The 19,571-nt window shown below is 52.2% G+C and carries 15 protein-coding genes and 1 tRNA gene; 9 read left to right on the forward strand and 7 right to left on the reverse strand.

The window, feature by feature from the left end:
* Nucleotides 1–25: 25 nt before the first annotated feature.
* Nucleotides 26–610: a ribonuclease H family protein gene (locus B7988_RS08580; protein ID WP_088657589.1), complete on the forward strand. Its 585-nt coding sequence runs from the start codon at nt 26–28 to the stop codon at nt 608–610.
* A 221-nt stretch (nt 611–831) separates the two neighbouring features.
* Here the strand turns inward: B7988_RS08580 and B7988_RS08585 are convergent, their stop codons facing one another.
* Nucleotides 832–3,423, reverse strand: coding sequence for a U32 family peptidase (locus tag B7988_RS08585; protein ID WP_088657590.1), 2,592 nt, complete (start codon nt 3,421–3,423; stop codon nt 832–834).
* Between the two features lie 75 nt (nt 3,424–3,498).
* Here B7988_RS08585 and B7988_RS08590 point away from each other — a divergent pair, with 75 nt between their 5' ends.
* Together B7988_RS08590 and B7988_RS08595 are read left to right on the forward strand one after the other, a co-directional pair.
* A complete protein-coding gene (locus B7988_RS08590; protein ID WP_141225612.1) occupies nt 3,499–3,723 on the forward strand; it encodes a hypothetical protein in 225 nt (74 codons plus the stop codon).
* Between the two features lie 286 nt (nt 3,724–4,009).
* On the forward strand, nt 4,010–4,648 hold the full coding sequence (locus tag B7988_RS08595) for a hypothetical protein (RefSeq protein WP_088657591.1): 639 nt from the start codon (nt 4,010–4,012) through the stop codon (nt 4,646–4,648).
* A 439-nt stretch (nt 4,649–5,087) separates the two neighbouring features.
* Here the strand turns inward: B7988_RS08595 and rpiA are convergent, their stop codons facing one another.
* From rpiA to B7988_RS08620, 5 genes are all read right to left on the reverse strand, one after another.
* Nucleotides 5,088–5,777, reverse strand: a complete 690-nt coding sequence (rpiA, locus tag B7988_RS08600) for a ribose-5-phosphate isomerase RpiA (protein WP_249268924.1) — start codon at nt 5,775–5,777, stop codon at nt 5,088–5,090.
* The gene (locus tag B7988_RS08605) at nt 5,777–6,406 is read right to left on the reverse strand and encodes a peptidylprolyl isomerase (RefSeq protein ID WP_088657593.1); all 630 of its coding nucleotides are present in this window, start codon (nt 6,404–6,406) and stop codon (nt 5,777–5,779) included. Before B7988_RS08605 ends, rpiA begins: the two co-directional genes overlap by 1 nt.
* A gap of 715 nt (nt 6,407–7,121) precedes the next feature.
* Nucleotides 7,122–8,339 carry an FISUMP domain-containing protein gene (locus tag B7988_RS08610; protein ID WP_170930594.1) on the reverse strand — a complete coding sequence of 406 codons (1,218 nt, stop codon included), beginning with the start codon at nt 8,337–8,339 and terminating at the stop codon, nt 7,122–7,124.
* Nucleotides 8,340–8,403: 64 nt separating this feature from the next.
* Nucleotides 8,404–8,805 carry a DUF2442 domain-containing protein gene (locus tag B7988_RS08615; protein WP_073322787.1) on the reverse strand — a complete coding sequence of 134 codons (402 nt, stop codon included), beginning with the start codon at nt 8,803–8,805 and terminating at the stop codon, nt 8,404–8,406.
* Nucleotides 8,806–8,807: 2 nt separating this feature from the next.
* Nucleotides 8,808–9,053 (reverse strand): DUF4160 domain-containing protein, encoded by a 246-nt coding sequence (locus B7988_RS08620; RefSeq protein ID WP_073322789.1) that lies wholly within the window; start codon nt 9,051–9,053, stop codon nt 8,808–8,810.
* 221 nt (nt 9,054–9,274) lie between these two features.
* On the opposite strand from B7988_RS08620, the gene B7988_RS08625 reads away from it, so the two are divergent.
* The 6 genes from B7988_RS08625 (at nt 9,275) to B7988_RS08650 (ending at nt 16,845) form a co-directional block, all read left to right on the forward strand.
* Nucleotides 9,275–10,003, forward strand: coding sequence for a metallophosphoesterase family protein (locus tag B7988_RS08625; RefSeq protein WP_088657595.1), 729 nt, complete (start codon nt 9,275–9,277; stop codon nt 10,001–10,003).
* A 105-nt stretch (nt 10,004–10,108) separates the two neighbouring features.
* Nucleotides 10,109–10,570, forward strand: a complete 462-nt coding sequence (locus B7988_RS08630) for a 23S rRNA (pseudouridine(1915)-N(3))-methyltransferase RlmH (RefSeq protein ID WP_088657596.1) — start codon at nt 10,109–10,111, stop codon at nt 10,568–10,570.
* A gap of 201 nt (nt 10,571–10,771) precedes the next feature.
* Nucleotides 10,772–10,844: transfer RNA gene (locus B7988_RS08635), tRNA-Lys, on the forward strand.
* 113 nt (nt 10,845–10,957) lie between these two features.
* Entirely contained in the window at nt 10,958–12,523 is a 1,566-nt protein-coding gene (locus B7988_RS08640) for a peptide chain release factor 3 (protein ID WP_073054311.1), read from the forward strand.
* Between the two features lie 284 nt (nt 12,524–12,807).
* Nucleotides 12,808–13,542, forward strand: a complete 735-nt coding sequence (locus tag B7988_RS08645) for a thioredoxin domain-containing protein (RefSeq protein ID WP_073054510.1) — start codon at nt 12,808–12,810, stop codon at nt 13,540–13,542.
* 114 nt (nt 13,543–13,656) lie between these two features.
* On the forward strand, nt 13,657–16,845 hold the full coding sequence (locus B7988_RS08650; RefSeq protein WP_088657597.1) for a carbohydrate binding domain-containing protein: 3,189 nt from the start codon (nt 13,657–13,659) through the stop codon (nt 16,843–16,845).
* 409 nt (nt 16,846–17,254) lie between these two features.
* Here the strand turns inward: B7988_RS08650 and glgB are convergent, their stop codons facing one another.
* Nucleotides 17,255–19,471 carry a 1,4-alpha-glucan branching protein GlgB gene (gene glgB, locus B7988_RS08655; RefSeq protein ID WP_212668307.1) on the reverse strand — a complete coding sequence of 739 codons (2,217 nt, stop codon included), beginning with the start codon at nt 19,469–19,471 and terminating at the stop codon, nt 17,255–17,257.
* Nucleotides 19,472–19,571 lie beyond the last annotated feature (100 nt).

The following is a 19,571-nucleotide window of genomic DNA, read 5'->3' on the forward strand; positions in this document are numbered from 1 at the left end:
TTGTATAATATACTAATTTTGGGCCATGCCAAAACAGAAATTCTATGCGATAAAGTCCCCGAACGAAAGCAAAATCGTCATGACGTGGGCTGAGTGCGAAAAACTGACCCATGGTGTCAAGGGTGTACTTTTTAAATCATTCGGTTCGCGTGCCGAGGCCGAGGCTTGGATTTCTGGAATGGAGGCACCTGTACCCGATGGAATCCGCGTATTTGTGGACGGATCTTTTTCGCTGAATTTCCCGAAATCGGGCTGGGCGTTCGTGGTCACCGAAAACGACAAGGAAATCGCCCGCGGTTCCGGCATTACGGCATTCGATGCCGAAAGCCGAAATATTGACGGCGAAGTCATGGCCTCTTTTCAGGCGATGCGCTGGCTCGATGCTAACGACAAGAGCGGCGTGATTTGCCACGACTACGAAGGCATTGCCCGCTGGGCCAAGGGTGAATGGCAGGCAAAGAGCAATATCGCAAAACGCTATGTGGCGGCAGCCCAGCCATATTTGCACCGAGTAAGTTTTGAAAAGGTTGAAGCCCATACCGGCGTCAAGTGGAACGAGCTTGTAGATAAACTTGCTAAAGAAGCGATTGCCCGCGCCAAGAAAAAGTAGGCTTCCGCCGCTTTAAATGTTTCCTGATTGTAAAAAAAGAGGCATTTTGCAAACAGTTGTTTGCAAGATTCGGTACAAAGTTCCTTTTTTAAAGTTTTGAAGACTATTTTTGATTCGCCGGCGAATGTCGGCGATTTGCTATCCACCCGATGGCGAATTTTCAGTTGGGGAGTCCCGCCAATTCTAGGTGCGGCGGGGCTTCTTTTTAAGGCGCAAGTGAGTTATTTCTTGCGGTCTTGCCAGGTGCTTTCGTTAAAGAGCTGGCCTTCGGAAAGACCGTATTTTTCCTGGATGCCCGCTTCGCGGATGGCATCTTCGATAGAGATTTTACCTTGGATGGCTTGCGTGTAAATGAGCACCTTGCGGCGCACGGTTTCGGCGTCTTCGGTGAGCATTTCGAGGCGGAAATGGTTTACGCCTGCGGTGCGGAGGCGGGGGAGCAGTTTGAGGGCCGATTGTGGCTTGCCCACAAAGAGCGTGTTGCGGCATTCGGCGTCGCTCTGCAAAAAGTGGCGTTCGCCCTTGTGGTCCAGAATTTCCACCTTGTGCTTGGTGCAAATCTTGCCACATTCGGGGAAGCGGCGGCCCGTGGTAAGCGCGCGGGCGAAGGCGCAGTATTCCGAATGGAAGGCGGGCATGTACTGGTGCAGCGTAAGTTCGAGGCGCTCTCCGTCGATGTTTTCGAGAAGGTCGAAGAGTTGCGTGCTGTTTAAATCCCAGGAGGGGTGGAGCGTGGTTAGCCCCTGCGAGAGGAGCCAGTCGTAGCTTGCGCTGTTGGCAGCGTTCAGGCTGTAGTCGCCGGTGAGCGGAATCCCGCTTTCTTTAAGGATCGAGAGCGCCCCCAGGTTTCGCACCAGGGCAAAGTCCGGGCAAAGCCGCAAGATGTTCTTGAGGTAATGGCTTTCGCCCGGCTTGTGGATGCGAAGCGTCGCCATGCCCGCCGCAAAGCCGAGGTCGCGAATTTGCTGCAGGGATTCGTCGTATTTGACGCCCCAGTCGAAATCCATGATAACGCGGTCGATATCGAGGCCCTTGAGGGCTGCAATTTGGTCGGGATTGCGGACAAGGACACTGATAATCGGACGCTTGGAGTCGCTGACAGTCTTTGCAAAAGTTGTGCCGTTGGCGGCAGGTGCACCGCTGCTAGCTGCGCCGGACTTGAACTTGTCGCGGATCTCGTTCAAGAATTTTTTGCCGGCCTCTGCACTCGGGTTCAAAACCTTCCATTCGGTGCGCTTTTCGTCGAGCTTTTCGATGGCGGCCTGGCGGAGCGTACGGAGGATTTTTCCTGGAATGAATGCGCCGCGGTCCACTTGAATGTCCAAATGCTTTAGCTGGTAGGCTGTGGCGCTCAGGCCCGAAAGTTCTTTTTGGGCAAGTTCGCGGAGCGCCTTGTCGGCATCGTTTCCTTTGTTGCGGGCTTCTTCGAGGGTAAAATCGGCCTCGACTTCGACGGCGTTTTTCGGCGTGTCGTAAACGGAAAGCTTGAGCGGGCCGCCGATTTTTCCTGAAAGCGTCATGTGTACCGGCAAGCGTGCGAGTTGTTCGCGGTCGGTAAAAGTCTTGCGCAGCTCGCGTTCAAGCGCGGGCGAGTCGTTGCGGTAAACTTGCATGCCCACTGCAATCTGGCGTGTATCGAAATCACGCCCGAATTCAAGCTTCAGGAGCTTGGGGTCGCCGCGCTTCGCGTGCGGTAAATGCGTGACTTGCGCGGCGTAGAGGCGGCTGCCGATACTCACGCCGAGAGCCGCATTTTCAAACAGAATGCCGTCGCCCGGTTGCGGGTAGCAAGCGTTTTCGCCGGCGTCGGAGATTGCACTGTCGAGACCGATAATAATCTGCCCGCGGTCTGCCTTCACGACTTGCCCGAGGACCATACCATGGTGATTGCTGAAGGTGCCGTTCACCAGCTCCTGGTGGTTGTCACCGTCGAGCCAACCGGTGGTAAGCCCGCGGCTGAATAGCACTTCGAGCGGTTCCATGTCCTTGGCGTCAAGCGGAATCCGGTTCAACGCCTTACGGTAGGCGCGGGATACTGCGGCGACGTATTCGGGGCTCTTGAGGCGACCCTCGACTTTGAGCGAATTTACGCCGATTTCTTCGAGTTCGGGGAGCTTCGGGAGGGCGCACAGGTCGCGGGTGCTAAAGAGGTATTGGGCGTCGGTGTCGCGGAATTCCTTGCCGTCCACAAAAATGCGGTAGGGGAGTCGGCAACTTTGGGCGCACTGGCCGCGGTTCGCGCTGCGGCCGCCGAAGTTTTCGCTGGTCAGGCACTGGCCCGAGTAGCTGACGCAAAGCGCCCCGTGAATGAATACTTCGAGTTCGAGATCGGTGGCGGCCTTGATGGCGGCAATTTCTTTCACCGAAAGTTCGCGGGCGAGTACCGCGCGGTTGAATCCGATGGATTTCACCAGATTCACGCCCTCGGCGCTAGCAAGCGTCATTTGTGTGCTGGCGTGGATTTCCTGGTTCGGGCAAATGGCGCGAATCAGGCGGGCAAGACCGATGTCCTGGATAATGAATGCGTCGGGTTCAAGCGAAATGATTTTTTCGAGGAATTCAGGCAATTCTTGCAGCTCGCGCTCAAAAACAAGCACGTTCATGGCCAAGAAGGTGCGCACTCCGTGAATGCGGGCGTAGCGGATCATGTCGCGCACGTCGTCAAACGTAAAGTCTTCGGTGCGGCCGCGGGCGTTCCAGTGGGGGACTCCAAAGTATACGGCGTCGGCTCCGTTGTTCACGGCTGCTTCGAGCATTTCACGGGTTCCCACCGGTAAAAGCAGTTCCGGCGTTATCTGCGCGATTGAATTCATGTGGGGAAAGATAGAATAATAGTTGGCAGTAGGCAGTAGACAGTTGGCAGTAGGAAGTTTTATTATATTTGTTGCATGAATCGAATGGTTACTTTGTCTGCAATTTTCTTTGCCCTTTTGTCCGCTTTTTCGCTTTCTGCCTGTACCGACGAGGCGGCTGAGGCCGAAATGAACCGCCTGAAGGCTGAAAATGCTGTGCTCCAGGGCCAGGTAGATTCGTTGCAGAAAAATCTCGATTCTCTGACCGCTTACGGCGATTCGGTCAAAAAATCGCTGGAAAAGCTGGATATGCACCCCTAACCGCCATCGGCGGAGCGGTTTTGGGGGGAGTTTCTTAACTATCAATCCCCAATTATTTAACAGTTTTGTTATATTTGCGCCCGTGGCTCACCATGGTCTGCTGCCGCGGCAGCGACCCCTTAATGTTTCGCTGGCCCAATTTGCCCGAAACCTTATCGCCGTCAAGCCTCTCAGGAGGCGCTAGTAAGATGGCTTTAAGCACACACAAACACGAACCAGCCACACCGCCTGCGGGTTTATTTCCAGCCTGCACCTGCGGTCAACCCTTACTTATGAGGTGCCCCGAATGGAATACATCGCACTCGCACTCTCACTCGTTGCAGTGATTCTGTGCATCGTTATCCTCACGAAGGTTAACAAGCTCCTTACCATGCTTCGTACCCCGATTTTCAAGAAGCTCACCCCGGACATGAACTTGAAGCCGGCTTCCCGTCGCCCGATCAGCGCACAGGAAATGGCTCAGCGCGGTGAACGCAAGGAAAATCGCCAGAACAACAATGGCAAGGACCGTCCTGCTAAGGAAAATCGCGACAATCGCGCTGCCGACAAACAGCAGCAGCCTGCTCGCGACCGTAATGAACAGCGTGACCGTGGCAACCGCCGCGATCGTCGCGACCGCCGCGAAGGCCGCCGCGAACAGAACGTTGAAGCTCAGAACGTAGCTGCCGAAGCCCAGGCTCCCGCAGCTGCTCCCGCCGTCGAAGCCGCCCCGGCCGCCGCTCCCGAAGCACGCCGCCCGCTCGCTCCGCGTATTCCGGTTGAAACTCCGGCCGCTCCTGCCGTTGAAGCTCCGGTTGCTGCTCCTGCAGCACCTGTCGCTGAACCCGCAGTCGAAGCCGTCGAAACCACCTTCGATCCGTCCAAGGTCCGCTACGGCCGCCGCAACGTGATCAAGAAGGCTCCGGAACTCGCCGACGAAGACTAATTGAGCACGCGCTAGCGCGAAATTGAAAGCCTCCGGTCATCGACCGGAGGTTTTCGCTTTTTTCAAAGCGAACTGTGGTTCGTGAAAAAAAGATTTTTTTTGGGGGGTGTGTATAGTTGTTTTTTGGGAGGGGCGACGGAGTGATTTGAGGGGGCGTACAGGCTATAAAGGAATTTTGGGGCGATTTGGCCTGTACATTTTCAATGATTTTATACAAATTAATAGTATTTTGCGGGCAGCGTACAGGTTTAATTTCATTATATTGTGCAAATAACCTGTACTGCCACATCGTACCACCCCAAAAGTACCTCTTTCCCCAAAAAAAATACAGGCCAAAAGAGTCCATCGACATCTTTTAGCCTGTACAATCAATGTTTTTCGCTGTTTTCAGGGGTCGGCGGCGAATGTTCTCTAAACTCCGCTGCCAAAACTCCGTCGCTTAGAATTCCACGAGGCCCTTTTCGGCGTCGGCGAGAATCACCTTGGTCGCCATGCCCACGAACAGCCCGTGGCCCACGATTCCCACGATGTGTTCCAGGTCGCGGGCGAGCTTGTCGGCGTCTTCGATAATGCCGAACTTGGCGTCTGCAATCAGGTTGCCGCTATCGCTAATCACCGGACCGTCCTTGCCCGGAGCGCCCATACGCACCTTCAAGTCGCCGCCGAGCTTTTTCACGCGTTCGGTCACCACGGCGATTGCGCCCGGAATGATTTCCAGCGGTACCGCGAACTTTTCGCCGAGCTTGTTCACCTTTTTGCCGCTGTCCGCGATAATCACGTAGTTGTCCGTCATCGAGGCCACAATCTTTTCGAGCAGGTGGGCAGCCCCGCGGCCCTTGATCAAATTGCGCTGGTCGTCGATTTCGTCTGCACCGTCAATCACCATGTCAAGGTGGCTCACTTCGCCCATTTCTTTGAGCGGAATGCCCAGGCTTCGGCATTGCAGCGTGGTGCTCCAGCTCGTGCTCACGCCCACAACATGCAAGCCTTCTGTCTTGATGCGCTCGGCAAGGCGGTTCACCATGTGGGCGGCGGTGCTACCCGTTCCAAGACCCACGGTCATGCCGTCCTTGATCATATCTGCCGCGCGAACGCCTGCAGCCTTCTTGAGTTCGTCCATCGATGCCATTAGCGCCATCTCCTGTTGTGGTTGTTGTCGTCAAAATCTTCGCCGTCGGCCCCGTCGAAGCCGTCGTCAAAATGGTCAAAATCTTCTTCGCGGTCGGGGTAGCCGCTTTCGAGCTCGGTAAAACTCGGCTGCTCGATGGCGACCACCGTCACGTCGAAAGTTAGGTCCTTTCCTGCAAAGGGGTGGTTCCCGTCCACGACCACCGTGTCCTTCTTGATTTCCTTGATCGTGTAAATCCCGTCGGATTCCTCGTCGTCGTCCAGATTCAGCCCGTCCACGAACTCGTCTGCCGTCTCCGGTAGCTGGAATTCGCGCACGTCCTCGTCCATGTACATCTCGAGCTCCATTCCGAGCCAGATTTCGCCCACCTCGCGGAGTTCGTCCTTCGGGACCTCCATCACCAAGTCGGGACGGTAGGGGCCGTAGCCCTGTTCAAACGGAATATCCACACTAAAACTTTCATTCAAGTGACGGCCTTCCAGTGCGTCTTCAAGCCCCGGAATAATGTTGTTTGCCCCGTGAATGTACACGAACGGGTAGCTCGCGGGCACTTCTTCGAGAATCTTTCCGGTGCGTTCCTTCAAGGAATAGGCAATGCTGACCTTCAGCTTGTCTTGAATCATTTCCATACGCGCCCAAATATAGCAAAAGGCGAGCGATGCGAAAACGTGCTCGCATGTTTTCATATCCGAGCCGTACTATATGCACTCCGAAGGAGTGCCAATATAAAAATATGTTGCCTTATGGTTTAGTGTGAGCCTTAAGCGACTCGTCTTAACGAGTCGTGTAGGCGACCTTTGGACACTTGGCAACTTGTTGCCTTAGTGTACATGGCCACCTTTAGGTGGGAGCGAGGCGATGTCATAGTTTTTTTGAAGCGATAGAGCCGAACGGTTTGTAGATGGGGGAAGTTTCCCCCTGCTTGCAGCCTTGCCTTGTTGTCACCCTGAGCGAAGCCTGTCATTCTGGAGCGAAGCGATAGAATCCAAGGCAAGTCTTCCAGCACCCCCTCGCCTAAGGGGACACCCCTTAAAAACCCCGGATTGTAATGTGGAGTGTGGAATGTGAAATGGATTTGCGTCATTCAAGGTCAAATCAATGACCGAATCAGCGCACATCATCATTACCGGCAAGGCGAGCGATGCGAAAACAGGCCCACCTGTTTTCATATCCGAGCCGCAGGGGAGGCGCTTGCGCCTCAGCGTGGTTCAAGGCTCTCAATTTTGTAGTTATTAACGCGATTCTTGGAATTCTTCATAGATTTCTTGTTTTTAGACATAGATCCTCCTTAGGACATGCCCCTCACGTCCTAATTTTTTGTTTAAAATTTTTGTGATTAAGTTATTAGTGAATCAAAGTGTTGTTCGCATCCATTACGCAACGGATAGATTGGAAAGCAACCTTACTCCATGTTACAGTGTGCTGTTCAGATGCAACACCCAAAATGCTAACACTTTTGGCAGAAATATCTTCTGCAGCAGGTAACCACATATACGTATACTCGTGAATACCAACACGCCCATTTCCTGTCGGAATAATCGACATGCCCGAACCATTCAAGCCGGCGTTTTCTTCCCATAGAATTTTAGAGCGCAAATAACTTGAATTATCTGTAGTGTGTTGCCATTCGTATTGAGTCATAATATGCCAACCTTCCGGGCAAATGCCTTGCCAGCGTACAACACGGGGGTCGCTAACCTTTTTAACAGCATCGGCAAAACTCTTACAGGCTTCATTGCTATCCACGGCAACAGAATCACAAACCTTCGGCAAATTCATGGCCTCCGCCCAGGAGTAAAGACCGCCAAAATGGTTGTCGCAGAACCATTCATCGTCTACGTAGCATAATTTCTCAGTAACCTTGTCATCAAACTTTGTCGTACCACCCAACACCATTTTGCCATAATTCAAGTTTTCAGCCATCACATAAAAAGTATCCCGACTCTTGCCGTCCTCGGAGTGCCAAATAAACTCCACATACTTGTATTTTCGGTTGTCACGCGGATCTTCAAATTCAAAATATTCACCCTTGTAGCCGGCAAACAAGCTATCCATATTCGGATGTTCCTTGTTTTTCTCGATTGCAGCGAGAGAATCAAGGGAATCCTTGCGAATGATATACTTAACAACCCAATCATTATTCACGCATTCAAAATACGTTATTTTCTTTAAGCCCTCTGATATTAAAGTATCGCCATTTTCACAAAGATGGAATTCACCACTGCTACTCAACTCAACCACAGACGAACTACTATTTTTGCCACTTACAGAACTAGAGGATTTCTCTTCAATCGAGGAAGAAGACTTGTCCTTGCCGGAACTCTTTTGAGAAGACGAGGATTGGAGATCCCCGCTCGAGGCGGGGATGACAGAAGACGAAGAATCGTCGCCCGGTTCCGGCGAAACAGAAGAAGAGGATTCATCGCCACATGCTGCGAGCAGGGCCAGGAGAATGGACAGAGCCAATAACATGCGAAGCGAATGCCGCGGCAGGCTGCTTGCAGACTGACATGGCTGAGCTGATGCTGTTATGCGCTTGCGCAATGCGTTAAAAATCTTCACAGAAGACCTCCGGTTATAAAAATCCCACCAAACTAAACTCATGTGCAAATATAGACAATCTAATCTAGACTTCTAGCAGCTCTCGACCGATTTTATGGATTTCGTCACAAATCATTTTTTGACGTTCTGGTGATGGGTGCTTTGAACCGTTCATATATGCGGCCATAAGGGATTGCTGAATCCCTAGTCTGCGGGCGACTTCTGACATGTTTAAGGGCCTTAGTGCGGTAGATAGTCTAAGCGGAAAATTTTCAGGTTCGAAAATGGAGTCGTAAGAAATATCCTCGTCAAGGGATTCCCATCGGAGTCCGCCAAAGGACATTCTAAAATCAAGCCTCTGTTCGGGAGAAGCCTGTTTTAAACGGTCGAACATTGCAAAAAATAGTGTTGCAGTACGCCCGTCTTTTGCGGTAAGGCGTAGCCCTTCGTTTACCGGTTCAATTTTTTCAATGTCTTCACGGTACATTGTTACTCCAGATTTTTAAAATACTTGACCCATTCATTTTCAAAATGTTCCTTGTTTTCTTCTACAATCGATTCTGCGAGTTTCAATTCATTGTGTCTCATTCCCTTGCTGTCTACAAGTTTAACAATTCCTCCTTGAATTTCAAACTTTGCAAGACCTTCGTTGCTTTCTACATGGACATGAACGGGTTCGTGTTCTCGAGAATAGAAGAAAAACCTTAGGCCGAAAATAGTGAGCAAATTGGGCATGTAGCCTCCTTTAAATATAGGATATATTTTTATATCCTGCAATGGTTAAACATTTTTATAGGGGGAGTCCCTCTTCTATACACGCTTATTTGACGCTTTTGGATACCATTCCTACTTGTAAAATTTTTATAACGGGGCGGAGGTGCGTGATTGGGGGGAGTAGGGCGCTTGATATTATTTTTGTATTAAAGCAAAACTCGTTTTATTACTATATTACAGCCATGCTATACGGTATTTGTTCTGATATCCATTCGAATGCGGTTGCCTTTGAAGCGGTCATTGCTTCTATGAAAGACAACAACGTCGAAAGGAAAGTTTGTCTTGGTGATTTAGTGGGTTATGGTGCCGATCCGGACGAATGCGTTCGTCTTGCTCGCGAAAATATGGACATTTGCATTATCGGCAACCACGACAGCGTGGCGATCAAGCACGAGTCCAGCGCCGGGTTCAACCCGTATGCCAAGCAGGCGATTGAATGGACCCAGAATCATTTGTCCGACGAATCCGTCTCGTTCTTGAGGACGCTCCCGTACATTTGCGAAGAAAACGATATTTGCTTTGTGCATGCCTCTCCGCTTTCGCCCGCGGACTGGGTGTACGTGACCGAGCTCGAAGACGCCCTCGACGCCTTTGAACATTTCAAGGGCCGCTACTGCTTTGTGGGCCATACGCACAGTCCGGTGATTGTGGCGAGTCGCCCGAACGCCATCCCCAAGATTCTGGACGAATACGAATACACTATCGAGGACACGGAACGCCTGCTGGTGAACGTGGGCAGCGTAGGCCAGCCGCGCGACCGCGACCCGCGTTCTTGCTGGTGCCTGCTCGATACCGAGACCAAGTGCGTGCGCCTGATTCGCGTGGACTACGACGTGTACCAGACGCAGGAACGCATGAAAAAAGCGGGTATGCCAAGTTTCCTCATCGACCGCCTCAGTGTGGGCAGGTAAATAGTAGACAGTAGGAAGTAGACGGTAGACAGGATCTTCCTACTTTTACTCTTAAACATAAAACTTCCAACTTCCAACTTCCTACTTCTAACTTCCTACTAAACAATGAAATGGGTTCTAGCAGTTTTTGGTAAGGCGGGTTCGCCGTTTATTGCCGACGAGGTCGACAAGTATGCGAAGCGTTTGCGTGGGGGAGTGTTCCCGCTCGAAGTCGTGGAACTCAAGGAATCCAAGATAGACGACCGCGTGCAGGCGCTGGCCCAAGAGGCGGCCCTGTTCGACAAGAAATTCCCGAAGTCGGAATACAAGCGCGTTATTTTGTCTGAAGAAGGCAAGCTGATGGACACGGTCAAGCTGTCGGACACCTTGCGTGACCGTTTTCCGGGGAATATCGTGTTTTTGATCGGGTCGGCGTACGGCATCGACGAGAATCTGAAAAAGACCGCCGACTTGCTCCTGTCGCTTTCGCCGCTGACTTTTACCCATGACCACGCCCGCGTACTATTCGCGGAACAGCTTTACCGAGTCCAGATGGTCATGCAGAACCACCCGTACCATCATAGATAAAAAACCGCTCGGCTCTATCGCTTAAATAAAATTGTGATATCGCCTCGCTCTCGCCAACACGACTCGTTAATACGAGTCGCTTGTGGCTCACAGATGACCGCTCGGCTCTGAAAAATGGGAAATTTTTTTGAAAAATTGCGTTTTCACCCCTTGACAGCGGACCATTTTAATTCTATTATTGTGCGCGTCCTAAGCGACAATGGATGATTAGCTCAGTTGGTAGAGCAGCTGACTCTTAATCAGCGGGTCGCAGGTTCGACCCCTGCATCATCCACTTAAAACCGTCTCACCCCGAGGCGGTTTTTCTTTTTTTGCCTGCAAGTCATTCCGGCCTTGAGCCAGAATCAGCATTGTTTAATTGATTAACATTATTCTATATTTGGCGCCATGAATTCCGAAATCGAAAAACGCCGCACTTTTGCCATTGTCAGCCACCCTGACGCAGGTAAAACCACCATCACCGAAAAGTTCCTCTGGTACGGAAACGTCATCCGCGAAGCGGGTCACGTGCGCGCCAAGGCGAACCGCAGCTACACGGTGAGTGACTGGATGAAGATTGAACAGCAGCGCGGTATTTCGGTTTCGAGTTCCGTGCTGAATTTCCCGTTCGAAGGTTGCATGTTCAACCTGGTTGATACCCCGGGGCACCAGGACTTCTGCGAAGACACCTACCGCGCCCTCACCGCCGTGGATGCCGCCCTCGTGCTTATCGATAGCGTGAACGGTGTGGAAAAGCAGACCATCAAGCTCATGGACGTGTGCCGCATGCGCCATACGCCGATCATCACGTTCATCAACAAGATGGACTTGGATGGCCGCCACGTGCTCGACTTGCTCGACGAAATTGAAAGCATCTTGAAAATCAAGGTCGCCCCCTTTACGCTCCCCATTGGCGTGGGTAAGCTGTTCAAGGGTGTGTATTCTATTGCCGAAAATACCTTCCACACCTTCAATAAGGAAGAAGGCCATCAGGAAATCATCCAGATGGAAGGCCCCGACGATCCGCGCCTCGTGGAAATGTGCGGCGAAAACTGGGTCGCTCAGTTCAAGGAAGAATATGAAATGGTGACTGGCGCCATGGACCCGTTCGACCACGAAAAGTTCTTGAAGGGCGAAATGTGCCCCGTGTTCTTCGGTTCTGCGGTGAACAATTTCGGCGTGCGTCAGCTGTTGAACGCTTTTGCAAAGCTTGCGCCGCCTCCGATGGTGCGCGAAACCGACAAGCGCCCGGTGAGCCCCGACGAAGATGCCTTCAGCGCGTTCGTGTTCAAGATTCAGGCCAACATGGACCCCAAGCACCGCGACCGTACGGCATTCCTGCGCATTTGCTCGGGCAGCTTTACCCGTGGCGAAAAGGTTTACCACGTGCGCACAGGCCGCGAAATCCGCCTGGCCGCCCCGACCGCCTTCCTCGCGAAAGACAAGGAAGTTATCGACCACGCCTGGGCGGGCGATATCGTGGGTATTAACGACCCGGGACTGTTCCGTATCGGCGATACCTTGACCGACGGCGAAAAAATCAACTTTACCGGCATCCCGGATTTTGCTCCGGAACACTTCGCCCGCGTAACGCTTTTGAACCCGCTTAAGTCTAAGCAGATGGCGAAGGGCCTTGCCGAATTGAGCGAAGAAGGCGCAACTCAGCTGTACGAACCGCTCAAGTCCGCTATTCCTGTGATTGGCGTGGTGGGCGAGTTGCAGTTCGACGTGCTCAAGTTCCGCCTGCAGAGCGAATATGGTGCCGACGTGTCGCTGGACCGCGTGCCCGCTCACGGAATCCGCTGGGTGTCGGGCCCCGAAGCCGATGTGGCCAAGTTCGCCGAAGAATATGCGATGGATTGCATGATGGACAAGGAACGCAACCTCGTTTGCCTGTTCCCGAATGAATACCGCTTGAACCTTGCCATCAAGAACTACGAAAAGCTGACATTCGCTGCCACCTCGCAAGGGTAGTAGAAATGTTTAATGTGAAGTGTGGAATGTGGAATGACTAATTTCACATTTCTCGTCACATTTTTTGTTTATTTTGTTTTACGTTTATGGACTCTAAATCATAATCCCTAAAACTTAGTTGAATTATCTTCTTTGGAGATGACTCAACTTTCATCTCACATTATACATTCCTAACCACTTCCTACTTCCAACTTCCTACTGCCTACTTCCTACTTTTTATATATTTCCCTTACATAGGCGAGTATTGTGCTTGCCCAGATTTTTTAACATCAAAAAGGAAAAACATGAAACGTCTCCCCATTGTTGCTCTCGCAGTATGTTTCGCTGGTCTCGTTGCCTGCAATCAGGCTTCCGCCGGCGGTTCGTTCAACCAGCAGGCTAGGCTTGACAACCTCGAAAAGGATTTCAAGCAGGTCAAGGAAGAATTCGAAATCATCAAGTACGCTCTCGACAAGCGTGGCATCTCCCTGGAACAGGCCCGCGCCGAAATGGAAGCGGACAACAAGGTCTGGGACATTCCCGACGAAGACAGCCCGGTCTTTGGCAACACCAAGAACCCGAAGCTCACGATTGTTGAATTTACCGAATTCCAGTGCCCGTACTGCTCCCGCATCGCTCCGGTCATGAAGGAACTCAACGAAAAGTATCCGGACAAGATCAAGTTCGTGTACAAGCACTTCCCGCTCAGCTTCCACTCCAACGCCCGCTCTGCAGCAGCCTCTTCTATCGCAGCACACAAGCAGGGCAAGTTCTGGGAATACCGCTACGCGCTCGCTCCGCATAGCCGCGAACTCGGTGACTCCATCTATGTCGAAGTGGCCAAGCAGGTCGGCTTGAACGTTGAACAGTTCAAGAAGGACATGGTTCTCGATTCTGCCATGAATGCCCGTATCGACAAGGACTTCCAGCTCGGTACCGAAGTCGGCGTGCAGGGGACTCCTAACTTCTACATCAACGGCAAGCGTCAGGATCGCTTCAGCCCGGAACTGGTTGAAAAGCTCCTGAAGGAAGCCAAGTAATTACTTAAGCGGTTCAATCTGTAAACGCGACTTTAAGTCGCGTGCTCCCTTTTTGAACGCGAAAATTTTAATTTCAAAATCAAACTAAAAAACACAAAAAAAGGACACGATCATATGATGAAGCGTACATTGACTGCCGCTACCGTCGCCCTTCTCGGCTTCGGTGTCACGGCTACAATGGCTCAGCCGAAAGCTCCGCGTGTAGTTCCTTACAAGTTCTTCGACGAACAGTATCGTCCGGGGGGCTTTGACTACGCTTACGGCGGCAAGAGCAAAGGTATCACCATTACTAAGGACGGCGGCTACAAGTCTAAGGCAGCCTTGAACATCAAGCTCGACCCGAGCGAATATTCGGGCGCTTCTGTTTGCTTGTACAACGAAACCTTCGACCTCAATAAGTTCATGCTCGACTCCAAGCTCGAATTCATGATCAAGGGCAAGAAGGGTGGCGAAGCCGTTAAGGTCGGCCTTTTGGACGAAGAAGTTTCTGACGGCAAGAAGACTCAGGTCGTTCTCCCGATGAACAAGTACATCCAGGGCGGTGCCGTGACGACGGATTGGAAGAAGGTTTCCATTCCTCTCGTGGACTTCCCGGACCGTGGCTTGTACTGGGACAACACCCGTAAGTCCGAATTCCCGGCCCGTATCGACTGGGACAAGATTGCAGAAATTCGCTTCTCTATCGACAAGAGCGGCGCTTCTGACTTTGAAATCTGGGTCGACAACATCGAAATCGTGAAGGGCAACAAGAAGGCCGCTCCGAAGAAGAAGGTTGTCTACTGGGATGAAAACAACGACGTCATTGACGGCCCGAAGAACCCCGAAAAGCTCGACGGCAAGGCTAAGCCTGTCAAGAACGGTACGTTCTACGATAACCAGCTCAAGGGCTTCAGCTACAGCTACGGTGGTCTCTCTGCCCAGCGCGAAGCTGATTCCAAGACTCAGGGCAACCCGAATGTGCTCGCCCTGTACATCGATAACAACGACTGGTCCGGCGTGACCTACTCTCTTGGCGAAGGCAAGTTCATTGACCTCTCCAAGGTGCGTAACAAGGGCGGTCTCTACTTCTGGATCAAGGGTAAGCTCGGTGGCGAAAAGGTCTACGTGGGTATCCTCGACAACCAGGGTAATGACATCAAGAGCCAGACCAAGATCAGCCTGAACGACTGGATCGAAGGCTCCAAGGTCAGCAAGGACTGGAAGCTCGTCAAGATTCCTCTGAAGAAGTTCGGCGACAAGGGTAAGGCTTGGGACGCTAACAAGCAGGCCGAAGTTGCCAAGGACGTGCAGTGGAACAAGATTCAGGAAATCCGTTTCTCTGTGGGCAAGGGTGAAAACCAGGGCGAACCGGGCAAGCCGGCTCCTGTGACCATCTTTGTGGACCAGATTACCTTCACCGAAAATATCGACTGGGTTGACCCGGATATCAAGTGGGATAACTGGAAGTCCAAGGCTCCGGATGTCGTGATTTCTGACTTCGAAGGCAAGTTCGCCAAGGACAAGTGGGAACCGTCTTTCGGTCCGAAGTCCAAGGCCGAAATCGAAATGCCGTACAAGAGCTCCAAGCTCGACGGCAACAGCCTTTACATCAAGCACTTCGAAATGTCCGACTGGGTGGACTTCGTTCTTGACTTCACCAAGAACACTGCCGCTCACGACGCCAAGCAGCGTGACTGGACGAACCACTGGGGCATCATGTTCGACGTTTACTCCGAACGTGCATGGCAGTCCATTACGGTTCAGATCGGCGACGCCGGAAACGAACTCTTCGTTTCCAACACCGGTGTACCTCGCGGTCGCACCACGGTGATCGTGCCGTTCCGCACCTTCTCCAAGTTCCCGTACTACCAGCCGCCTAACGCCAAGGAAAACGGTCAGTTCGACCTCAAGGGCGTTGTCTCTCTCGACTTCAAACCGGGTGGAGAAGGTTCTAACGGTAGCTTCGAAATTGACAACATCAAGCTCACCAACCAGAAGGAAGTCAAGGCTGCAGCCCGTCCGGCTCTCGTGAAGGTTGAAGTCAAGGGTACCGGCGACGTGATCAACCCGAACATCTCGGGCGGCCTCTTCGGTATCAACGCTGCACTTTGGGATGGCGACATGCTCGACAATCCGAAGTTCAAGGTTCAGACTGCTGAATACGCCAAGCGCATCAACCACGGCATCATCCGTTACCCGGGTGGTCTCCGTGCCGATGACGACCACTGGAAGGAAATTCTCGACAACCACGACTGGATGGTCGATACCGACGAATTCCTCGCTTGGTTGAAGAAGACTGGTTCTAACGCCATGTTCACTGTGAACTTCGGTTCCGGCACCGAACAGGAAGCCGCCGCTTGGGTGAAGCACACGAACATCGACAAGAAGGCCGGCATCGTTTACTGGGAAATCGGTAACGAAGTCTATGGTAACTGGCACCCGTACTATGAAAAGTATGGTAAGGACGGCGGTACCATTTATGGTAAGCGCGCCCGTAAGTTCATCGAAGCCATGAAGAAGGTTGACCCGACCATTAAGGTGGCCGTGCTCGGCGTGCTCGATGGCCAGTGGAACGACAACGTGCTCAAGGAAACCGGCGACATTGCCGACGGTCTCATTGTTCACCACTATCCGCAGCACTTCGGTGAAGAAAACGACTTCGCACTCCTCTCTGCTCCGCAGGACCTCGTTCCTATCTACAGCCGTCTCCATAAGGTTGTGGACAAGTGGACTAGCCATTTCAAGAAGGACAAGAAGATCGAACTCTGGCTCACCGAATGGAACTCCGTGGACTTCAACCCGGGTCCGCAGACCATCGCTCTCGAAAACGGTCTGTTCGTTGCTGATTACCTCGCAATGTTGGCCACCGAAAACGTGGACAACGCACAGTACTGGGATATCCACAACGACATCACTCCGGAAGGCGGTGACTACGGTTACCTGACTCGTTCTGCAGAAGAATGCATGAACTGCCCGCGTCCGAGCTACTGGGCATTCCAGATGGCCTCTGACGCTCTCCGCGGCAAGCTCCTCAAGACCGAAATCTCCGGTGACAAGGAATCGCTCATTACGACCTACTACACCGAAAACGGCAAGAAGAAGAGCCTCCTCGTGATCAACAAGAGCCCGTACAGCGACTACGAACTCAAGTTGAACATTCCTGGCTTCAAGGGCAAGGCCACTGTCCAGACTCTCGACCGCAGCACCGAAAAGCTGAAGGAAGGCTGGGCAAACGATCCGTCCAAGAAGGCCAAGAAGGGTGTTGACGTGAGCAAGCCGATCAAGGTCGGCAAGCGCACCGTCACCCTCATCACGGTGGAATAATTCTCGCTTAAAAGCGAAAAAAGGGACCGCAGCAATGCGGCCCTTTTTGTATTTGTGTGGGAGTTCTTTTATGCCATTGAAAATTGCTACGTACAGGCTAATTCACGTTTTTGTTTTTTTTGGCCTGTACATTTATGTCAAGAAAAGAATGTTTTGGTGTCTTGTACAGGCTTAATTAAGCGACTTATTGCGTTTAGCCTGTACTTTTTATACAAATTATTGATAAAAAAGAGCTTTGAAGCGTCTTTGTACAGGCTAAACTCATTCATAAATGATATCTGGCCGGTACAACGTGTTTGTAGACAAAGTAATTTTTTAGAAAAAAGCAAAAAAATACAGGCTAAATCGACTTGAAGAATCGTTTTAGCCTGTACAATTCTTTTTTTTCTGAGCTTTCTGGGCTTGAAACCTATCTTTCCAGCCTGAAGTACACGGCTGCAAGCGGCGGGAGCTTGATATTCAGGCTCCACTGGCGGTTCTGCCACGGAATGTCCTGCGTCCAGACTTCGCCGAAGTTACCTACGTTAGAGCCGCCGAACATGCTTGCATCGGTATTGAAGATTTCCTTCCACTTGCCGCGGGTCGGAGCGCCCAGGCGGTAGTCGTTGCGGACCACCGGCGTGAAGTTGAACACGCACAGAATCTGGTTTCCGTGGTCGTCCTTGCGCACAAAGCTCACGATGGAATTATCGGCGTCGTCGCACCAGATCCATTCGAAACCGGTGTAGTAATGGTCGATTTCCCAGAACGGGGCGTTTTCCTTGTACAGGTGGTTCAAAACCTTCATCATCTGCAGGAGCTTGCCGTGGCTATCCCAGCTGATGAGGTGCCAGTCAAGCGAACGCTTCTCGTTCCATTCGCGGAACTGCCCGAACTCGTTGCCCATGAAGTTGAGTTTCTTGCCCGGGTGCGCATACTGGAAAGCGTAGGTGAGGCGGAGGTTTGCAAACTTCTGCCAGTTATCGCCAGGCATCTTGCCGAGCATAGAGCCCTTGCCGTGCACCACTTCGTCGTGGCTGAACACCTGGATGAAGTTTTCGCTGTAAGCGTACACCATGCTGAAGGTCAGCTGGTTGTGGTGGTACTTGCGGTGAATCGGTTCATGCTGAATGTAGCTGAGGAAGTCGTTCATCCAGCCCATGTTCCACTTGTAGTGGAAGCCGAGGCCGCCCTGTTCAGGCGGGCGCGTGATAGAGGGAAAACTGGTGGATTCTTCGGCAATCAAAATCGCATGCGGCGTGAGGCGGCCCATGATGCTGTTCAGGTGCTTCAGGAATTCGAGCGTGTCGTAGTTGATGTTGCCGCCGTCCTTGTTCGGTACCCACTGGCCGGGGCCCTTACCGTAGTCGAGGTAAAGCATTGAGGCCACGGCGTCAACGCGCAGGCCGTCGCAGTGGAATTCCTTGAGCCAGTACATGGCGTTTGCAATCAAGAAGTTCTTGACTTCGTTGCGGCCCAGGTTAAAGATGTAGGTACCCCAGTGCGGGTGTTCGCCCTGGCGCGGGTCGGCATGTTCGTAACAGGCGGTGCCGTCGAAACGTCCGAGAGCGTGGGCGTCTTTGGGGAAGTGAGCCGGAACCCAGTCCACAATCACGCCGATTTCGTTCTGGTGGCAAAGGTCCACGAAGTGTCTAAACTGGTCCGGTGTGCCGTAACGGCTTGTGGGGGAGTAGTAACCGGTCACCTGGTAGCCCCAGGATTCGTCGAGCGGGTGTTCGGCGAGCGGCAAGAATTCCACGTGGGTGTAGCCCATTTCCTTGAGGTACGGAATCAAGTTTTCGGCAAGTTCGTCCCAGTTCAAGAAGCGGTCCGGATTCGCGGGGTCGCGGCGCCAGGAACCGGCGTGGACTTCGTAAATGTTCATGGGCGAACCGAAGACCTTGGTTGCCCAATGTGTAGACATGTAAAGGTCGTCGCCCCATTCGTAGCCGTCGAGGTGCGTGGTAATGGAGGCGGTTGCCGGGCGAACTTCGCTGAGTTTTGCGAGCGGGTCCACTTTAACGTGCAGGTTGCCGTCGGCGCCGTGAATCTCGTAGCGGTAGAGTTCGCCTTCGCCAATGTTCGGAATGAAGATTTCCCAAATGCCGGTAGAGCCAAGCATGCGCATCTGGTTGCGGCGACCGTCCCAGCTGTTAAAGCTACCGACCACGGAGACCGCGCGGGCGTTCGGAGCCCAAACGGCAAAGTGTACGCCTTTAAAGCCCTGGTGTTCTACAAGGTTTGCGCCCAGCTTGCGGTACAGTTCGTAGTGCGTGCCGCTCGAAATCAGGTGGCGGTCAAAGTCGCTAAGTACAGGGAGGAATGCATACGGATCGGTGAGCGTGTATTCGTTGCCGTCGTCCTGCTTGATAATCAAGTTGTAAAAGAAAGGTTCGTATTCCTTGTCCAGAATGGCTTCAAAAAATCCCGTGTTGCCAAGTTTCATGAAGTCGAACTCGAACTCGCCGTCGCAAGATTCACCTCGAATAAAGCTTGCCTGCGGCTGGTAGGCGCGAATTACCGTCTTGACGCCGCGGTCCGTGTTCAGCGGATGCAAACCTAAAATCGAGAACGGGTCTTTGGTATTGAAATCCCAAATGGCACGCATGTCTTCTGACGTAAGGCTCGTAAAATCATTCCATTCCATACAAAACTCCTGTAATTGGTCCAGACCAAGGAGGACCCAAAACACCTTGTTGTAATGTCGTAAATATAACTTAATCAAAAAAAATGAGGCTTTGCAATTC

Origin of the sequence: Fibrobacter sp. UWB1 (assembly GCF_002210325.1) — a bacterium.
In the GTDB taxonomy this organism is placed as follows: domain Bacteria; phylum Fibrobacterota; class Fibrobacteria; order Fibrobacterales; family Fibrobacteraceae; genus Fibrobacter.

What these genes read in the sequence shown, in the direction of transcription:
- B7988_RS08580 (WP_088657589.1), top strand. Translation starts at nt 26, where the DNA reads ATGCCAAAACAGAAATTCTATGCGATAAAGTCCCCGAACGAAAGCAAA.
- B7988_RS08585 (WP_088657590.1), bottom strand. Translation starts at nt 3,423, where the DNA reads ATGAATTCAATCGCGCAGATAACGCCGGAACTGCTTTTACCGGTGGGA.
- B7988_RS08590 (WP_141225612.1), top strand. Translation starts at nt 3,499, where the DNA reads ATGAATCGAATGGTTACTTTGTCTGCAATTTTCTTTGCCCTTTTGTCC.
- B7988_RS08595 (WP_088657591.1), top strand. Translation starts at nt 4,010, where the DNA reads ATGGAATACATCGCACTCGCACTCTCACTCGTTGCAGTGATTCTGTGC.
- rpiA (WP_249268924.1), bottom strand. Translation starts at nt 5,777, where the DNA reads ATGGCATCGATGGACGAACTCAAGAAGGCTGCAGGCGTTCGCGCGGCA.
- B7988_RS08605 (WP_088657593.1), bottom strand. Translation starts at nt 6,406, where the DNA reads ATGGAAATGATTCAAGACAAGCTGAAGGTCAGCATTGCCTATTCCTTG.
- B7988_RS08615 (WP_073322787.1), bottom strand. Translation starts at nt 8,805, where the DNA reads ATGTACCGTGAAGACATTGAAAAAATTGAACCGGTAAACGAAGGGCTA.
- B7988_RS08620 (WP_073322789.1), bottom strand. Translation starts at nt 9,053, where the DNA reads ATGCCCAATTTGCTCACTATTTTCGGCCTAAGGTTTTTCTTCTATTCT.
- B7988_RS08625 (WP_088657595.1), top strand. Translation starts at nt 9,275, where the DNA reads ATGCTATACGGTATTTGTTCTGATATCCATTCGAATGCGGTTGCCTTT.
- B7988_RS08630 (WP_088657596.1), top strand. Translation starts at nt 10,109, where the DNA reads ATGAAATGGGTTCTAGCAGTTTTTGGTAAGGCGGGTTCGCCGTTTATT.
- B7988_RS08640 (WP_073054311.1), top strand. Translation starts at nt 10,958, where the DNA reads ATGAATTCCGAAATCGAAAAACGCCGCACTTTTGCCATTGTCAGCCAC.
- B7988_RS08645 (WP_073054510.1), top strand. Translation starts at nt 12,808, where the DNA reads ATGAAACGTCTCCCCATTGTTGCTCTCGCAGTATGTTTCGCTGGTCTC.
- B7988_RS08650 (WP_088657597.1), top strand. Translation starts at nt 13,657, where the DNA reads ATGATGAAGCGTACATTGACTGCCGCTACCGTCGCCCTTCTCGGCTTC.
- glgB (WP_212668307.1), bottom strand. Translation starts at nt 19,471, where the DNA reads ATGGAATGGAATGATTTTACGAGCCTTACGTCAGAAGACATGCGTGCC.